Origin of the sequence: Rhodococcus phenolicus, from assembly GCF_001646785.1 — a bacterium.
GTDB lineage: Bacteria > Actinomycetota > Actinomycetes > Mycobacteriales > Mycobacteriaceae > Rhodococcus > Rhodococcus phenolicus.
This window is the reverse complement of record NZ_LRRH01000035.1, coordinates 60,001-75,545: the sequence shown is the minus strand read 5'-3', so window position 1 is coordinate 75,545 and position 15,545 is coordinate 60,001. Positions and strand designations below refer to the sequence as shown.

The 15,545-nt window shown below is 69.1% G+C and carries 15 protein-coding genes and 2 pseudogenes; 4 read left to right on the top strand and 13 right to left on the bottom strand.

Annotated elements, in window-relative coordinates:
- Positions 1 to 246: 246 nt before the first annotated feature.
- The 5 genes from A8G15_RS29830 to A8G15_RS11210 all read right to left on the bottom strand — a co-directional run bounded on the left by A8G15_RS29830 (position 247) and on the right by A8G15_RS11210 (position 3,289).
- Positions 247 to 348 (bottom strand): 30S ribosomal protein bS22, encoded by a 102-nt coding sequence (locus A8G15_RS29830; RefSeq protein ID WP_003402602.1) that lies wholly within the window; start codon positions 346 to 348, stop codon positions 247 to 249.
- A 192-nt stretch (positions 349 to 540) separates the two neighbouring features.
- Positions 541 to 780, bottom strand: a complete 240-nt coding sequence (locus tag A8G15_RS11225; RefSeq protein ID WP_068159081.1) for a helix-turn-helix domain-containing protein — start codon at positions 778 to 780, stop codon at positions 541 to 543.
- Positions 781 to 925: 145 nt separating this feature from the next.
- Positions 926 to 1,744: a pyrroline-5-carboxylate reductase gene (gene proC / locus A8G15_RS11220; protein WP_068159079.1), complete on the bottom strand. Its 819-nt coding sequence runs from the start codon at positions 1,742 to 1,744 to the stop codon at positions 926 to 928.
- 43 nt (positions 1,745 to 1,787) lie between these two features.
- Positions 1,788 to 2,639: a thioesterase family protein gene (locus A8G15_RS11215; protein ID WP_068159077.1), complete on the bottom strand. Its 852-nt coding sequence runs from the start codon at positions 2,637 to 2,639 to the stop codon at positions 1,788 to 1,790.
- Positions 2,636 to 3,289 carry a MerR family transcriptional regulator gene (locus A8G15_RS11210; RefSeq protein WP_068159073.1) on the bottom strand — a complete coding sequence of 218 codons (654 nt, stop codon included), beginning with the start codon at positions 3,287 to 3,289 and terminating at the stop codon, positions 2,636 to 2,638. Before A8G15_RS11210 ends, A8G15_RS11215 begins: the two co-directional genes overlap by 4 nt.
- Before the next feature lie 96 nt (positions 3,290 to 3,385).
- Between A8G15_RS11210 and A8G15_RS11205 the strand changes: the two genes are divergently transcribed.
- The gene (locus tag A8G15_RS11205) at positions 3,386 to 3,802 is read left to right on the top strand and encodes a hypothetical protein (RefSeq protein ID WP_068159071.1); all 417 of its coding nucleotides are present in this window, start codon (positions 3,386 to 3,388) and stop codon (positions 3,800 to 3,802) included.
- Here A8G15_RS11205 and A8G15_RS11200 read toward each other — a convergent pair.
- From A8G15_RS11200 to A8G15_RS11190, 3 genes are read right to left on the bottom strand one after another with little or no spacing between them, the layout of a single operon-like run.
- A complete protein-coding gene (locus tag A8G15_RS11200) occupies positions 3,761 to 4,714 on the bottom strand; it encodes a sugar phosphate isomerase/epimerase family protein (RefSeq protein WP_068159103.1) in 954 nt (317 codons plus the stop codon). The two genes, A8G15_RS11205 and A8G15_RS11200, sit on opposite strands and share 42 nt — an antisense overlap.
- Before the next feature lie 13 nt (positions 4,715 to 4,727).
- Positions 4,728 to 5,909, bottom strand: a complete 1,182-nt coding sequence (locus A8G15_RS11195; protein ID WP_068159069.1) for a hypothetical protein — start codon at positions 5,907 to 5,909, stop codon at positions 4,728 to 4,730.
- Complete coding sequence (locus tag A8G15_RS11190; protein ID WP_082899817.1) at positions 5,906 to 6,856, bottom strand: Ppx/GppA family phosphatase; 951 nt, start codon at positions 6,854 to 6,856, stop codon at positions 5,906 to 5,908. The genes A8G15_RS11195 and A8G15_RS11190 overlap by 4 nt, the downstream gene beginning before the upstream one ends.
- A 45-nt stretch (positions 6,857 to 6,901) precedes the next feature.
- On the opposite strand from A8G15_RS11190, the gene A8G15_RS11185 reads away from it, so the two are divergent.
- Positions 6,902 to 7,699, top strand: a complete 798-nt coding sequence (locus A8G15_RS11185; RefSeq protein ID WP_068159101.1) for a DUF3109 family protein — start codon at positions 6,902 to 6,904, stop codon at positions 7,697 to 7,699.
- Positions 7,700 to 7,747: 48 nt separating this feature from the next.
- Here the strand turns inward: A8G15_RS11185 and A8G15_RS11180 are convergent, their stop codons facing one another.
- The 3 genes from A8G15_RS11180 to A8G15_RS11170 all read right to left on the bottom strand — a co-directional run bounded on the left by A8G15_RS11180 (position 7,748) and on the right by A8G15_RS11170 (position 10,779).
- Positions 7,748 to 8,437 carry a response regulator transcription factor gene (locus tag A8G15_RS11180; protein ID WP_068159065.1) on the bottom strand — a complete coding sequence of 230 codons (690 nt, stop codon included), beginning with the start codon at positions 8,435 to 8,437 and terminating at the stop codon, positions 7,748 to 7,750.
- 103 nt (positions 8,438 to 8,540) lie between these two features.
- Complete coding sequence (locus tag A8G15_RS11175) at positions 8,541 to 9,722, bottom strand: sensor histidine kinase (RefSeq protein ID WP_068159099.1); 1,182 nt, start codon at positions 9,720 to 9,722, stop codon at positions 8,541 to 8,543.
- Between the two features lie 301 nt (positions 9,723 to 10,023).
- The gene (locus A8G15_RS11170; RefSeq protein WP_211270147.1) at positions 10,024 to 10,779 is read right to left on the bottom strand and encodes a phosphoglyceromutase; all 756 of its coding nucleotides are present in this window, start codon (positions 10,777 to 10,779) and stop codon (positions 10,024 to 10,026) included.
- 101 nt (positions 10,780 to 10,880) lie between these two features.
- Between A8G15_RS11170 and A8G15_RS11165 the strand changes: the two genes are divergently transcribed.
- Positions 10,881 to 12,662, top strand: coding sequence for a hydroxysqualene dehydroxylase (locus A8G15_RS11165; RefSeq protein ID WP_068159063.1), 1,782 nt, complete (start codon positions 10,881 to 10,883; stop codon positions 12,660 to 12,662).
- 137 nt (positions 12,663 to 12,799) lie between these two features.
- A pseudogene (locus A8G15_RS32495) lies at positions 12,800 to 12,993 on the top strand (FAD-dependent monooxygenase); the annotation flags it as partial.
- Between the two features lie 282 nt (positions 12,994 to 13,275).
- Here the strand turns inward: A8G15_RS32495 and A8G15_RS11160 are convergent.
- Positions 13,276 to 14,859: an AMP-binding protein gene (locus A8G15_RS11160; RefSeq protein WP_068159062.1), complete on the bottom strand. Its 1,584-nt coding sequence runs from the start codon at positions 14,857 to 14,859 to the stop codon at positions 13,276 to 13,278.
- A 257-nt stretch (positions 14,860 to 15,116) separates the two neighbouring features.
- A pseudogene (locus tag A8G15_RS11155) lies at positions 15,117 to 15,455 on the bottom strand (transglycosylase family protein); the annotation flags it as partial.
- Positions 15,456 to 15,545: the final 90 nt, after the last annotated feature.

Genomic DNA, 15,545 nt, shown 5'->3' with positions numbered 1-15,545 from the left:
CACCTTCTGGGGCTTGACCGCCGACTCGCATCCCTCGGCCGAGCCGACTCGCATCCCTCGGCCGAGCCGACTCGCATCACGGAACGACTCTCACGCGGTATGGGTCCCCACAATACGGTGAGATTCCCCACCTCGCATTACACGGAAGTAACCGCTGTTCCCGAACGCCGCACAACGGTCGAAATACCCGGGGAAATGCCGGATGCCCGCCACCGAAACGGTGACGGGCATCCGGAATGTCGAGAATTACTTGCCGAGTTTACGACGCTGGACGCGCGTACGGCGGAGCAGCTTGCGGTGCTTCTTCTTCGACATGCGCTTGCGGCGCTTCTTGATCACAGAACCCATGGCGGGTATCCCTCGTTCTCTCTATCGGTCCTGCGCACGCCGGTGACGTACGCCTGTATGTCGACGCTGGGCCTCGTGGTGACGAGCTCAGCGCCTTACGACACCGGCTGGCCGGTACGACGACTTGCAATCGTACCGGGGCGGAACCGCCGAGCGAAAACGAGGTCCGCTCGCCGGCACGCCCGACGACAGCTATCCGACGTCGAAGTACGAAGTTTCCAAATAGTCGTGAACGGCCTTCGCGTGGACACGGAACGACCGTCCCACGCGTACGGCAGGCAGCTCACCACTGTGGACCAACCTGTACACGGTCATCTTCGACACCCTCATCAACGCCGCAACCTCGGCCACGGTGAGAAACTGGGTGCCGGCGAGAACCGACTGTCCGTCCTGAGGCTGTTGCCCCTTCGACGGTGTGCTTCCAGAAACCATTGGACACCTCCGGCACGTCCCGCGCCGCCGGCTTCCCCTCCGGCGGAACAGACACGCACGTGCTAATCCGAGCTTAGCGTGACGATTGGTTCCTGTGCGACGGTGCGGACCACGAATTTGGTGCGCCGTCCGTTCCGTCCGTGTTCTACTCGCCGGTTGCGCCCAGTTCCGCGGAGCGCTTGCGGGCAGCGGACAGCGCCTCGTAGAAGGCGGTGCGAAGCCCGCCGCGCTCGAGTTCACGGATGGCCGCCGCGGTGGTTCCGCCGGGCGAGGTGACCGCCGCACGCAGGTCCGGGGCGCTCTCCCCGGACCGGCTCAGCATCGCCGCCGACCCGGTCATCGTCTGCACGACCAGCTCCGTCGACACCGCGCGGCTCAGGCCGAGCGCGACACCCGCGTCGATCATCGCCTCGGCGATCAGGAAGAAGTAGGCGGGGCCGGAGCCGGACACGGCGGTGACCGCGTCGATCTGCGATTCGGGGACGGTCGTGACCGTTCCGACGGACGACAGGATGTCGCTCACCAGCTCGAGATGCTCGGCCTTGGCGTGCCGTCCCGCGGCGATGACGCTGGCTCCCTCGCCCACGAGCATCGGCGTGTTCGGCATGACCCGAACCACCGGGAAACCTGCGGGCAGCTTGTTCTCGTACCGCGACGTGGGGATGCCGGCGGCGAGCGACACCAGCAACTGGTCGCGATCACCGTCGAGGTCCGCGTGCGCCAGATCGGCGAGAACGGCGTCGACGTCGCCGGGCTTGACGGCCACCACCAGGACGTCGGCGCCTTCCGCGGCGTCGGCGACGGCCGCGGTCACCCGGATCGAGTACTCGCGCGCGAGCGTGTCGGCGCGTGCCTCGAACTTCTCGGAGACGACGAGGTCCTTCGTCGCGAATCCACCCTGCAGCAGGCCCGAGACGAGGGCCTCCCCGATCTTGCCGCCACCGATCACCGCAATTCTCGTCATGGCCGTAAGCCTGCCACGCCGCCGGGACGGCGCGTTGCCCGCCCTACCGGGGCATCATGGCGAGCTGACGGCTCTGCACGACGACGGCGCCGGTGGAGTCGACGACGGTGTGGTCCTCCTCGAACCACGTGCTGCCGAGCACCGTGCTGCTCGCCATGACGCGCATCCAGCCCGGCTGCGGCAGACGCCGCAGGTAGGCGGTCAGCTGCACGGTGGGTGCCCAGCCGAACCGGCCTAGGTTCATCGCGACCGGCGCCGAGATGTCCCCGGCCATCAGCGCGAACAGCACAGCGGTGTCGCGGTCCGCCTCGTCGCCGGGTCGCGGCCGGGCCCACATCCGCACGACGGGGTCGCCCTGCGTTCCGCTGAGGAAGTGCGCGCTGGTCTCGTCGACGGACAGGTCGGCGCCACCGCACACGTTGACGATCTGCCCCATCGGGTGCTGCGGGGTCAGCACCTGCGATCCCGGTGTCGGCTCGGCCGGCAGCTGCGCGACGGGCTGTTCCACGGCGAACACGTCGTCGCCGTCGTCGGGGAGCCCGAGGGTGACCGACGCCCGCACCGCCACCCGATCGCCCTGCGCGAGCTCGACGTCGACGACGGAGACCTGCTTGCCCCGCTTGCGGATCGTGGTGACCAGATCGACATCGCCCGGGTCCGGTGCCGCGACGAAGGAGGCGCTCACCGCGAGCGGCTGGATCGCCTCCGCGCCGTCGAGGGCACCTCCGCCGAGGAGCGCGCGGCGTGCGGCGGCGGCACACACGGCGAGCATGCATCCGCCGTGGACCTTGGGGCCGATGGTCCAGGTCGGGTGGATGTGCGCACGCCACCGGCCGTCGCCGGCGTCGTCGAGGGTGGTCAGGTCCCGGAAGGGATGGGGGCCGAGGTCGGTCACTGCTGCTCCTGCTGGTTGTGGGAATCGTCGAAGAAGATGTGGGCGGCGAGGTCCTGATGGGCGAGCCGGCGCATCGCCGTCAGTACGGGTTCGTAGAGGGCGGTGCCGAGGACCGCGGCCTCGACGGTGTCCTGCCGGGAGTCGGTGGGCAGCAGCGCGAGGTCGATCTCGGCGACGCCACGGATGTGCCTGCCGTAGACGTCGATCCGTTCGTCGGTCATCGACAGTCCGGCTGCTTCGAGCGCTTCGAGCGCGCGTTCGAGCTGGGCGACGCCCGCGAAGCGCGGGTCGTACATCTGGCCGAGCCGATCGAGCACGCGCCGCGCGCGGGGGTGATCGCGGGCACCGGCCGTGTCGGCGGGCTCGGTGTCCGGCGCGTACGGCGGGAGTGCCTCGATGGCGCGGCCGAGGACGGCGAAGAGCGGGTCGTCGCGGTTGTCGATCAGGTCGACGACGATCTTGACCTGGTTCAGCGGCAGTCCGCGGGCCACGAGGGCGCGGACGAGCGCGAGGCGCCGCACGTGCTGTTCGTCGTAGCGGGCCTGCGTGGCGCTCGTCGTCTCTCCCGGCATGAGCAGGCCCTCGCGCAGGTAGTACTTGACGGTCGCGAGCGGTACCCCGCTGCGGGCGACGAGCTCCGAGATCCGCATGACCCTCCGATCCTTGACATCGGATACTACAGCTATCCAATATTGGATAGTTCCACTACCCAATGTCCCGGCTCGGCCGATCAGTGAGGAATCCTCATGCATCCCGTGCTCGTCATCGTTCTCGGCATCACCCTGCTCACCGTTGTCGGTATCGCCTTCGGCGGCACCTTCCTCCTGCGCGTCGGGAACGGCAGGGTCCCGGCCAACGACCTTCAGAAGACGTTCTTCCGGGCAGGGCACGCGCACGCCGGCGTGCTCGTGGCGCTGGGTCTGCTCGTCGCGGTACTCACCCACGTCGTCGGCGCCTCCCCCGGATGGGCGGCAGCAGGCGCGATCGCGGTGCTGTCGGCAGCGATCTTCGTTCCGGCGGGCTTCTTCCTGTCCGTGCTCGGACCGGATCCGCAGCGACCGGGCCCGATGATCGCGTCGGTGTGGGTCGGCGCGACGTCGCTGGTCGCCGGACTGGTGATCTCAGGCGTCGCGGTGCTCGCCGCGGGCATCGCCGCTCTGTGAGGCCGGCTCGATCCGCGCGATCTCCGCGGAACGCGGCTGCACCGGCCCGGTCGTGATCGCGCGACGCGGCGCCCGTTCCAGGTGCTCACGTGCGAACTCCAGCGCCCGCCGCAGCAGCACCGTGCGTTCCGCGCGGGTGCGGGCACTCTGTGTGCTCACCTCGAGCACCACCTGGCCTTCGAAGTCGCTGTCCGCGAGCCTCCGGCACACCTCGGCACACGGCTGCGTGCCGTCACCCGGGATCAGATGCTCGTCGAGTGACGCACCCCGGCCGTCGGCCAGGTGCAGATGAGTGAGCCGGTCCCCCATGCGATCGGCGAGCGCCAGCGCATCCATGCCCGCGGTCGCGGTGTGCGACAGATCCAGCGTGTAGTTCGCGTACCCGGTGTCGGTCGGGTCGATCGACGGACTGTACGCCGACACCGCCCGCCCCGGACCACCGCGACGACGCAGCCGTTCGGCGCTGCGGCTGCCGAAGAAGACGTCGGCGCGCATCGGGTACATGTTCTCGACCGCGACCGACACGTGACTGCTCTCCTCGAGCCGCGCGACCTGGTCGGAGAAGCCCTCCGCGTAGCGGCGCTGCCAGCGGAATGGGGGATGCACCACGACCGTCCGCGCACCCAGCTGCTCGGCGGTCCGCACCGACCGGTCGAGCTTGGCCGCCGGATCCGCCCCCCACACCCGCTGGGAGATCATCAGGCACGGGGCGTGCACGGCCAGCACCGGCATCGCGTATCTGCGGATCAGGGACTGCACCGCTCCGATGTCCTGGCTCGCCGACTCCGCCCAGACCATCAGCTCGACGCCGTCGTACCCGAGGTCGGCGGCAAAGCGGAACGCCGCCTCGGTGTTCTCCGGATACACCGACGCGGTGGACAACCCGACCAGGATCCGCTGTGCAGTCCCCATGCCGGCACTCACCTCATCCGTTCGGCAACAGGAACAGGAGCGGACCGAAGGTGACGAACGCCCCGACGGCCAGCGCGATGAGCTGGCTGGTGATGTCGTCGGTGCGGCGCAGGATGCGGACCACCGCCACCAGCCCGACGATCACCAGCAGCGCCAGCGCGAACGCAACCCACGGCAGCGAATCCCACAGGCGCTCGAAGCCCTTGAACAGCAGCGCTCCGGCGACGATCGCGGCGACACTCTCACCGGCCAGCATCGCCCACTGCTTGAGGCCGCCGCCGTCGCCGGCACCGTCCTCCTCCGCATCGGACGTCTCGTCGGCGGTGTCGGCGTCCTTGCCGTCACGATCCTTGCCGTCGGAATCCTTGGCGGCGCCGCGGCGGCGCCTGCCCCGGCCCGTCGACGTGTCCTTCGAGTTCTCGGTGTCCTCGGCCCCGTCCTTCGAATCCGCAGCCTTGGAACCGGTGGACTTCGCCTTGGTGTCCGCCTTCTTCGGATCGGCGACGGCGCCGCCGATCAGATCCGTGTCCTCGAGCGAGTCCGCGTCGTCGGATCCGGTTCCGCGCAGGTCGCTGGCGGGTCCGGACAGCAACCTCGGCTCGGGTCCGTCGGCCGGTCGCGGCAGGACCGGAGCCGGAGGCACGACCGCCGCGGACGCCGCGGTCGTCTCGAGATGCGCCCGTGCCCGGCGTGGCAACGCGGACGGGCGGATCACCTCGGTCGGCGACTCGATCTTCACGCTGTCCGCGGTGGTCGGCGCGTCCTCCGCTGCGGGCGGCGGCTTCACGGCAGGCGCCGGCTTCACGACAGGCGCCGGCTTCACAGCGGCCGGTGCGGGCGTACTCGCTGCGCCCGGTGCGGGCTTCGGTGTCGCCACCGCGGGGGCCGGTGTCGCGGATGCGGACGCCGGGGCTTCGAGCGTGGGGGATGCGCGCTTCGGGGATTCCGGCTTCGCAGCTTCGACGACCCGCGCCGGGGTCGGCGCCGATGCGGGTTTCGCCTCGGCATCCGGTTCCGCGTGTGTCGGCTCCGCGGCCGGTGTGATCGGGATCTCGCCCGTCAGTTCCGCCACCGAGATGCCACCGCTGGTGCCGCGGCGCCGGCGACCGCCGGCGCGGGAATCCACCGTCTTGCCGTTGCGCGCGAGCAGTTCGGCGACCGAGATCTGCCCGGTATCGGGTTTCTTCTCCGTCATCGGGCCACCACCAGTTCGCCCCCCATCTCGGTGTCCAGCTTGCGCAGGATAAGTCCTTCGCGCAGCGCCCACGGGCAGATCTGCAGCTCCTCCACCCCGAGCGCGCGCATGCTCGCCTCGGCCACGAGCGCGCCCGCCACGAGCTGCTGGGACCGGTCCGAGCTGACACCTTCGAGTTCCGCACGATCCGACGTGGTCATGCGGGAGATGAACGAGATGAGCTGACGCAATCCGCTCACGGTCAGCGTCCGGTGCGCCCGGATACCCGCCGACGACGGTGCCGCGCCGGTCAGCCGCGCGAGCGTGCGGAACGTCTTCGAGGTCGCGACCGTCAGGTCCGGATCGCCGGCCCCGCGCAGATGCTTGGCGGGTCCGGCCAGTTCGGCGTCGAGCCAGTCCCGCAGCGCCGAGATCCGTCTTTTTCCGGGGGGATCCTCACGGAACCAGTCACGCGTCAGGCGGCCGGCGCCGAGCTGCAGCGAATACGCCACGTCGGGATCCTCGTCGCCACCGAACGCGAGCTCGAGGGAACCGCCGCCGATGTCGAAGTTCAGGATGCGCCCGGCGCTCCAGCCGTACCAGCGGCGGACCGCGAGGAACGTCAGCCGGGCTTCGTCCTCACCGGAGAGGACGTCGAGCGCGACCCCGGCCTCGGTGCGTACGCGCTGCAGCACCGCATCGGAGTTGCAGGCGTCGCGCACCGCGGACGTCGCGAACGCCATCAGCTCACCGCACCCCGAGGTGCGGGCGATGCTCTCGAATTCGTGCACGGTCTCGACGAGCCGGTCGGCACCCGCCCGGGTGATGTTGCCGTCACCGTCGAGGCTCTCGGCGAGCCGCAAGGTGGCCTTGGTCGAGCTCATCGGGGTCGGGTGACCGCCCCGATGGGCATCCACCACGAGCAGATGAACCGTATTGCTTCCGACGTCGAGTACCCCAAGGCGCACATACACAAGGTACTGGGTCTACCGTCGGTCACTGTGACAGCAGGTATGTCCGGCAGCGAACACAAGCTCGATCCGGCCCCGGAAGTTCCCCTCGATTTCCCACGAGAATGGGTCGAATTCACCGACCCCGACAATGACGAACACGTGATCGCCGCAGATCTCACGTGGCTGCTTTCGCGCTGGACATGCGTGTTCGGCACGCCCGCGTGCCAGGGCATCATCGAGGGCCGGCCCGACGACGGCTGCTGCTCGCACGGTGCGTTCCTGTCGGACGACGACGACCTCGACAAGCTCAATGCGGCAGTGAAACATCTCACGGCCGACGACTGGCAGCTCATGCACAAGGGACTCGGCAAGAAGGGCTATCTCGAGGAGGACGACCTCGACGACGAGCCCGCGTTGCGCACCCGCCGGTACAAGGGTGCGTGCATCTTCCTGAACCGTCCCGGCTTCGAGGGGGGTATCGGCTGCGCGCTGCACAAGATGGCACTGCGGCGCGGCATCGAACCGCTCGAGATGAAGCCGGACGTGTGCTGGCAGCTGCCGATCCGCCGCACCCAGGACTGGGTCGAGCGCCCGGACGGCACCGAGATCCTCCGCACCGTCGTCACCGAATACGACCGGCGCGGCTGGGGCGAGGGCGGGCACGACCTGAACTGGTACTGCTCCGGCTCTCCCGACGCGCACGTCGGGGCCAGGCCGGTGTGGCAGTCGTACGCACCCGAACTGCGCGAGCTGCTCGGCACCGCCGCATACGACGAACTCGCGCGCCTGTGCCGGCGACGTGAGGGCCTCGGCCTGATCGCCGTGCACCCCGCGACCACCGCAGCCGCCGAATCGTGACCCGTGCGTGGTTCCGGTAGCAGCCGCTACCGGAACCACGCACGGGGGTCAGGCTTCGAGTTTGTACCCGAGTCCCCGGACGGTGACCAGGTGCCGGGGCTTGGCGGGGTCCGCTTCGATCTTCGAGCGCAACCGCTTGACGTGCACGTCGAGGGTCTTGGTGTCGCCGACGTAGTCCGCGCCCCACACCCGGTCGATGAGCTGGCCGCGGGTGAGCACGCGGCCGGAATTGCGCAGCAGGTACTCGAGCAGGTCGAACTCCTTGAGAGGCAGCGTGATCTGCTCCCCACCGACGTGCACGACGTGCCGGTCGACGTCCATCCGCACCGGGCCCGCTTCGAGGACCGCGTCGTTGTACTGGCTCTCGGCCTCGCTTTCCGCGCCGCGGCGCAGCACCGCGCGGATGCGGGCGATCAGTTCCCGCGCCGAGTACGGCTTCGTGACGTAGTCGTCGGCGCCGAGTTCGAGCCCGACCACCTTGTCGATCTCGCTGTCGCGCGCGGTCACCATGATCACCGGGACGCCGGATCGGCTGCGCAACTGCTTGCACACATCGGTGCCGCTCATCCCGGGCAGCATCAGATCGAGCAGGACGATGTCCGCGCCGGCACGGTCGAACTCCGCCAGCGCCGACGGCCCGTCGGTGACGACGGTGGTTTCGAAACCCTCCTTGCGCAGCAGGAACGCCAGCGGGTCCGCCAGCGACTCCTCGTCCTCCACGATCAGCACACTCGTCACAGCTGGGCCTCCGTACCTTTCGTCGTCCGCGACCGCGACGGTCGCGTGGTTCGCGCCGCACCGCGTGCAGCAGAGTCTTTCGTCGCAGTGCGGCGGAGGTTCTTCATCGTTGTCCGGCCTCCGCCTCGTACCCGGCCGGGAGCTGATCCTCGTCGTCGCTGCTCTCGAAGTGCGCGGGGATGAGCAGAGTGAACGTGGAGCCGGTTCCGGGACGGCTCCACAGGACGATCTCGCCGTTGTGGTTGGCCGCGACGTGCTTGACGATCGCGAGTCCGAGGCCGGTCCCGCCCGTGGCCCGCGACCGCGCCTTGTCGACCCGGAAGAACCGCTCGAACACCCGCTCCTGGTCCTCCTGCGCGATGCCGATGCCGCGGTCGGTGACCGAGATCGCGACCTTCCCCTCCCGCAGCGCCCGGCTCACCGACACCGGCGAGCCCTTCGGCGAGTAGGCGATCGCGTTCTCGACGAGGTTGGTCAGTGCGGTGACGAGCAGGCTCTGATCGCCGAGCACCTCGTATCCGGTGGCACGGTCGGTGGCGACGGCGATGTCGGCGTTCTCCGCGGTGAGCGCCGTGCGCTCGAGCGCTTCCTGCACCACGGCGTCGACGTCGACGATCTCGAGGTCCGGCATCTTCTCGGCACCCTGCAGCTTGGACAGGGAGATCAGCTCGGTGACCATGTTGCCGAGCCGCTGGGCCTCGCTCTGCACTCGCTGCCCGAAGTGCCGCACGGTGTCGGGGTCGTCGACGGATTCGAGCAGTGCCTCGGCGAGCAGCGCCATCGCCCCCACGGGTGTCTTCAGCTCGTGGCTGACGTTGGCCACGAAATCGCGCCGCGTCGCTTCCATGCGCACCATCTCGGAGTCGTCGTAGGCGAACAACGCGACGAAGCGCGGATCGTCGTCGAACAGCCGGCTGGCACGGCAGCGGACGGTGATCCCGCCCCGGTTCCGGGGGCTGCGGTCGCTGAGGTCGAGCTCGAGGACCTGGTCGCGGTCGAGCACCTGGTTCGCGACGACCCAGGCACGTTCGTCGATGCGCCGGCTGCGGACGAGCCCGAGTTCCTCGGCGCGGGGATTGAACAGGATCACGTCGTGGAACTTGTCGACGACGGCGATGCCGGTGGTCGCGGTGTAGACGACGCGATCGAGAACCTGCGCCATGGTCAGTTCGGTTTCGTCGCCGCCGCTGCCACGGGACCGCGCGATCCACATCAGCCCGGCCCCGACAGCGGCCCCCAGGACCGCGGCGACACCGGCGAGCAGAACGCCCTGCAACACACTCACGTCACGAATCGTACGTACGAGCCGACAGGTCGTGACGGCGGGTTCGCCCGTTTCGGCGCACGTCACACCGCATTTTTGGGAGGTTTGCCGGTTGTTTACCCGGCGTTTGCCGGGACCGCACGGTGTCACCGCGCGGCCCCGGCGAGGGCGGATCGCCCGAGGCTCGTCCGAACGTCGTCCGGCTGCTCCGGAGCCCACCCCTTCCGAGCGAATGTATCCCTCGTCTCCTTGGATCGAGCGAATGTATCTTTCGCTCGGAAAAGGCGACGAACCATCCGGTCGGAAGAAGTCGACAGGCTACCTACTTGCCACCCTGGCCCGCGACGGCGGCGGCGCCGGCCGCGGCGGCCTCGGGGTCGAGGTAGGTGCCGCCCCGGTTGAGCGGGCGCAGGTTCTCGTCGAGGTCGTAGCGCAGCGGGATGCCGGTCGGGATGTTGAGTCCGGCGATCTCGTCGTCGGAGATTCCGTCGAGGTGCTTGACGAGCGCGCGCAGCGAGTTGCCGTGGGCGGTGACGAGCACGGTCTTCCCGGCGAGGAGTTCCTTCGAGATGGTCTCCTCCCAGTACGGGACGAGCCGCTCGACGACATCCTTCAGGCATTCGGTCAGCGGGACCTGGTCGACGTCGGCGTAGCGCACATCGGTGTCCTGGCTGTACTTGCTGCCGGCTTCGATCGGCGGCGGCGGGGTGTCGTAGCTACGACGCCACAGCATGAACTGCTCGTCGCCGAATTCGTCCTTGATCTCGGCCTTGTTCTTACCCTGCAGCGCACCGTAGTGACGCTCGTTCAGACGCCAGTCGCGGACGACGGGAATCCAGTGACGATCCGCGGCGTCGAGCGCGAAGTTCGCGGTGCTGATGGCGCGGCGCAGCAGCGAGGTGTAGAGCACGTCCGGGAGGAGGTCGTGTTCCTTGAGCAGTTCGCCGGCGCGCTTGCCTTCTGCGATGCCCTTGTCGGTCAGGCGCACGTCCACCCAGCCGGTGAACAGGTTCATCGCGTTCCATTCGCTCTCGCCGTGGCGGAGCAATACAAGTGTTCCGATACTCATAGCTCCCAATCCTGGCACGTCACTGTCGCCATTCGGCCGCGGGAGGCCCGTCCCGTCCGCTATATCTGACAACACGCGTTTTCACTCGACTCGCGAAAGCTGGGGTTCACATGCTCGACGCCCGCTTCTCCCGTCGCACCGCACTCACCGCACTGGGGCTTCTCGGCGCCGCCGCCGCACTGCCACCCGGCGCCTCGGCAGGTCCCGCGTCACGACCCGGACCACGCTCGCCCGTCCTGCGTTCGGCCGGCCGGCGCGTCGCGGTTCTCGGGGGCGGCATGGCCGGACTCACGGCGGCCCACGAACTGATCGAGCGCGGATTCGACGTCACGGTCTACGAACCGACCGCACTCGGCGGCAAGGCCCGCAGCATCCCGTCGCCCGGCACCGCCACCGGCGGCCGACTGGATCTGCCCGGCGAACACGGGTTCCGATTCTTTCCGGGCTTCTACCAGCACATCCCCGACACGATGCGACGAATCCCGTTCCCCGGCAACCCGAACGGTGTCTTCGACAATCTCGTCGCGGGCGACGCCTTCCGGCTCGCGCTGCCCGATGCCCCGGACCTGACGGCACCGGCGTCGATCGCGCCGCTGCGCGCCGACATCCACGACCCGGCGACACTGCAGCAGTCGCTGGCCGCGGCGTTCTCCCTCGGTGGTGCGATCCCGCCGCACGAGCTCGCGGTGTTCCTGCGCAAACTCGTCATGTTCCTGACCAGCAGCATCGAACGGCGCGACGGGGAATGGGAACACCGGACGTGGTCGCAGACGCTCGAAAGCGAGGGAAAATCACAGGGTTACCGCGACATCCTGGTCTCGGCGCTCACCCGGCAGCTGGTCGCGGCCCGGCCCGCGGTCGTGTCCACCCGGACCATCGGGATCATGGGCCAGGCCTTCGTGTGGAACGCGATGGGCACGGTCCCCACGTACGGCCACCTCGACCGGCTGCTGTCCGCACCGACGAACGAGGCGTGGATCGATCCGTGGGCGCAGCTTCTGCGCGACCTCGGCGTTCGATTCGAGATGGGCTGGGCAGCACAGGCATTGGAGATATCCGGCGGCAGGATCAGTGCGGCTCGCCTGGTGGACGGCAGCGGCGGGACCGCGACCGCCGAGGCCGACTGGTTCGTCGCGGCGATGCCCGTCGAACGCGCGGTGCCGCTGTGGACGCCGCAGATCCTCGCCGCCGATCCGCGCCTGGAGGGAATGCGCCGGCTCCACACCGATTGGATGGTGGGCATCCAGTATTTCCTGCGCCGCCCCACCCCCATCGCGAAAGGCCATGTCGCCTATCTCGGATCGCCGTGGGCACTCACGTCGATCAGCCAGGCGCAGTTCTGGCGCAGCGATTTCGCCACCCGCTACGGAGACGGCTCCGCACACGACTGCCTGTCGGTCGACATCTCGGACTGGGACACCCCCGGCATTCTGTTCGGCAGGACCGCCAAGGAATGCACCCGTGAGGAGATCGCGAAGGAGACGTGGGCGCAGATGGCGGTCTGCCTCTCCGACAGCGGCGATACGCTCGACGAGAACGACGTCGTGTCGTGGTTCATCGATCCCGGATTGCATTGGGGTACCGAGGGAATCACCAACGACACCCCGCTGCTCGTCAACACCGTCGGGTCTCGGGAGAACCGTCCCGACGCACGGACCGCGATCCCGAATCTGTTCCTGTCCGGCGACTACGTGCGCACCGACATCGACCTGGCCACCATGGAATCGGCGAACGAATCGGCTCGCGCCGCAGTGACGGCGCTGCTCGACGCCGCCGATTCCCCGGCCGCCCCACCGTCGATGTATCGCCTGCACGAACCACCGGAACTCGAGCCCGCGCGCCGCATCGACGCCGACCGCTACCACGCCGGACTCCCCCACCTGCTCGCGTAGCAACTTCCACCGGAACACCCGAGGGGCATCCGGTCCGGCGCCGCACGAGAGACAATCACAGCCCGGCGCCGGCCGGTACCCCGCGTATCGATGTTCGCCGCCGACGAAATCGCCGCGGAGCCGCGCAGGGCAGCGAGCTCGCGCACGGGCCCGAGAGCGGGCGGCGCCCCGAACCGGCCCCACCCGGGTGGTGCTCGACCGGCTCGTTCCCGAACCGGTGCGGGCGCGAAACATGCGGTGGTCCTCGGTGTTCCGGATGAGTCATCGCGTCACCGGGCACTACGGTTCGGGCCGGGTCTTCCTTGCCGGGGACGCGGCCCACACTATCCCGGAAGCCCGATCGTCGCGACACCCGAGAGGGAGGGGCGTGCCCCGGCGCCCGGTGAGCGGGCCCCCGACGCGACCGGGCTGCGGCAGGACAGCGTAGCTCGGGACCTGCGGATCCACGCCCTGTTCCGGCACACCGGTCACACGGTGCTGCTGTGGGCGCCGACCGGCCGCCGCGGTGGTGGTTCGCCCCGACGGTTACGTGGGATCCCGCACGCAGGATCCGAGCCTCGAGTCGCTCGCGGCGCATCTCGGCCGGATCCTGCGCGGTTGATCGTCCTCGGCGCTACGCGCCGGTCCGCAGGTCCTTGCGCAGGATCTTGCCGGCCGCCGACTTCGGCACCAGGTCGATGAACTGCACCTGCCGGACCTTCTTGTGCGGGGAGACCCGCTCGGCGACGAACGTGATGACGTCGTCCTCGCTCAGTTCCGCGCCCGGCTGCAGCACCACGAACGCCTTGGGAACCTCCTCGCCCTCGTCGTCGAGCACCCCGATCACGGCGGCGTCGGCGATCTGCGGGTGCGTGAGCAGCAGCGCCTCGAGTTCCGCCGGCGGCACCTGGTAGCCCTTGTATTTGATGAGTTCCTTGAGGCGGTCGACGATGGTGACCACCCCGCGGCCGTCCACGGTCGCGACGTCACCGGTGTGCAGGTACCCGTCGGCGTCGAGGGTTTCGGCGGTGGCCTCGGGGTTGCCGAGATAGCCGGCCATGATGTTCGGGCCCTTGCACCACAGCTCGCCCGGCTCGGAGACCCCGTCGCCGTCCGGGTACGCGACTTCCTCGCCGGTGACCGGGTCGACGAGCTTGCACTCCATGTTCGCGACGGTCGGGCCGACGGAGTCGAGGGCGGTCTCGTCGTCGTCGAACGGGATCGCGTGGCTGACCGGGCTCATCTCGGACATGCCGTAACCCTGCCGGACCTTGCAGCCGAGCCGCCGTGCGACGGCGCCGCCGAGTTCCCGGTCGAGCGGGGCGGCCCCCGAGAAGATCGTGTGCACGCTGGACAGGTCGTAGTCGTCGACGAGGGGATGCTTGGCCAGCGCGACCGCGACGGGCGGCGCGACGAACACGTAGGTGCACTTCTGCTCGGAGACGAGGGTGAGGAACTGGACGAGATCGAACTTCGGCATCGTCACGAGGGTCGCCCGGTTGTACAGCGCGGCGTTGAGCAGCACGGTCATGCCGTAGATGTGGAAGAACGGCAGGACCGCGAGGATGCGGTCGTCGGCGCCGATGCCCATGCGCGGATCGATCTGGCACACGTTGGCGACGAGGTTGGTGTGGGTGAGCATGACGCCCTTGGGCCGCCCGGTGGTGCCCGACGAGTACGGCAGCACCGCGAGGTGGGTGGCGGGGTCGAAGCTCACGTCGGGGGCGGGAGCGGCCTCGGTCAGCAGGTCGCGCAGCGAGGGGTGTCCCTCGGCGCCGTCGAGGACGATGAGCAGTTCGTCCGGGATGCCGACCTTCGCGGCGGCTTCCTTCGCCTGCGGGAGCAGCGGCGAGATGGTGACGAGGGCCTTGGCGTGCGAGTCCTGCAGCTGCTTGGCGACGTCCTCGGCGGTGTACAACGCGTTGATGGTCGTCGCGGTCGCGCCGGCACGCAGGATCCCGTGGAACACGGCCCCGAAGGCGGGGATGTTCGGCGAGAGCAGACCGACGACGTCCCCGACGGCGATACCGCGCGCGGCCAGTGCGCCGGCCACTCCGTCGATCTGCCCGATGAGCGTGCGGTAGTCGGTGACCGTGCCGGTGAGTCCGTCCACGAATGCGGTCCGATTCAGGTCGGCTTCGGCGACGGAACCGAACAGGAAATCGTAGACACTCAGTGCCGGAATCTCGACGTCGGGGAACGGGCTGCGGAAACTCATGATTCTTCCTCCGGGGCAGACGAGACGGCACTGGGTGCCAGTGGGTCGAGGGCACGATACTCCACGATTGTGAACACAGTCACAGCCGCGTGCCGGACACTACCCGGGATCGCGGAACTCGTCATGCACTCCGCGGGCGAACCCACTGCCGCACGCACTCCGAAGCCCCGTGCGCGAGCAATTCGCACACGGGGCTTCGGGGGTTCGTCACCGGCCGATCGCCATGCGGGCGATCGGAGGCATCGGGGGCACGATCAGAGGTACTGACCGCAGACCGGCCACGCGCCGGCGCCCTGACCCGCCAGGACGTTCTCCGCGACAGCGATCTGCTGCTCACGGGATGCCTGGCTCGCTGTCGACGCGTACTGCTGGCCGCCGTAGGCGTTCCAGGTGCTCTGGGAGAACTGGAGGCCGCCGTGGTAGCCGTTGCCGGTGTTGATGGCCCAGTTGCCGCCGCTCTCGCACTGCGCCACGGCATCCCAGTTGCCCGAGGCGGCGTTGGCGGTGCCGGTACCCAGAGCGATCGGGGTGACCAGGAGAGCGGCACCGGCCGCGAGGGAACCGAGGGTGCGCTTGGTGAAGGTGAGCTTTGCCATGATTGGGTGGATCCTCTCCGCGTCTGCTGACGGGCCGATCTACCGAAACCTGTTTCCGGACAACACATGCACCCGAAAGAACGGCTCCCG

Excerpts from the sequence above, each read along its gene's own strand:
- A8G15_RS11195 (WP_068159069.1), bottom strand. The coding sequence starts at position 5,909 with ATGACGGAGAAGAAACCCGATACCGGGCAGATCTCGGTCGCCGAACTG.
- A8G15_RS11210 (WP_068159073.1), bottom strand. The coding sequence starts at position 3,289 with ATGCGGATCTCGGAGCTCGTCGCCCGCAGCGGGGTACCGCTCGCGACC.
- A8G15_RS11225 (WP_068159081.1), bottom strand. The coding sequence starts at position 780 with ATGGTTTCTGGAAGCACACCGTCGAAGGGGCAACAGCCTCAGGACGGA.
- A8G15_RS29830 (WP_003402602.1), bottom strand. The coding sequence starts at position 348 with ATGGGTTCTGTGATCAAGAAGCGCCGCAAGCGCATGTCGAAGAAGAAG.
- A8G15_RS11200 (WP_068159103.1), bottom strand. The coding sequence starts at position 4,714 with ATGGGGACTGCACAGCGGATCCTGGTCGGGTTGTCCACCGCGTCGGTG.
- A8G15_RS11185 (WP_068159101.1), top strand. The coding sequence starts at position 6,902 with ATGTCCGGCAGCGAACACAAGCTCGATCCGGCCCCGGAAGTTCCCCTC.
- proC (WP_068159079.1), bottom strand. The coding sequence starts at position 1,744 with ATGACGAGAATTGCGGTGATCGGTGGCGGCAAGATCGGGGAGGCCCTC.
- A8G15_RS11165 (WP_068159063.1), top strand. The coding sequence starts at position 10,881 with ATGCTCGACGCCCGCTTCTCCCGTCGCACCGCACTCACCGCACTGGGG.
- A8G15_RS11160 (WP_068159062.1), bottom strand. The coding sequence starts at position 14,859 with ATGAGTTTCCGCAGCCCGTTCCCCGACGTCGAGATTCCGGCACTGAGT.
- A8G15_RS11205 (WP_068159071.1), top strand. The coding sequence starts at position 3,386 with ATGCATCCCGTGCTCGTCATCGTTCTCGGCATCACCCTGCTCACCGTT.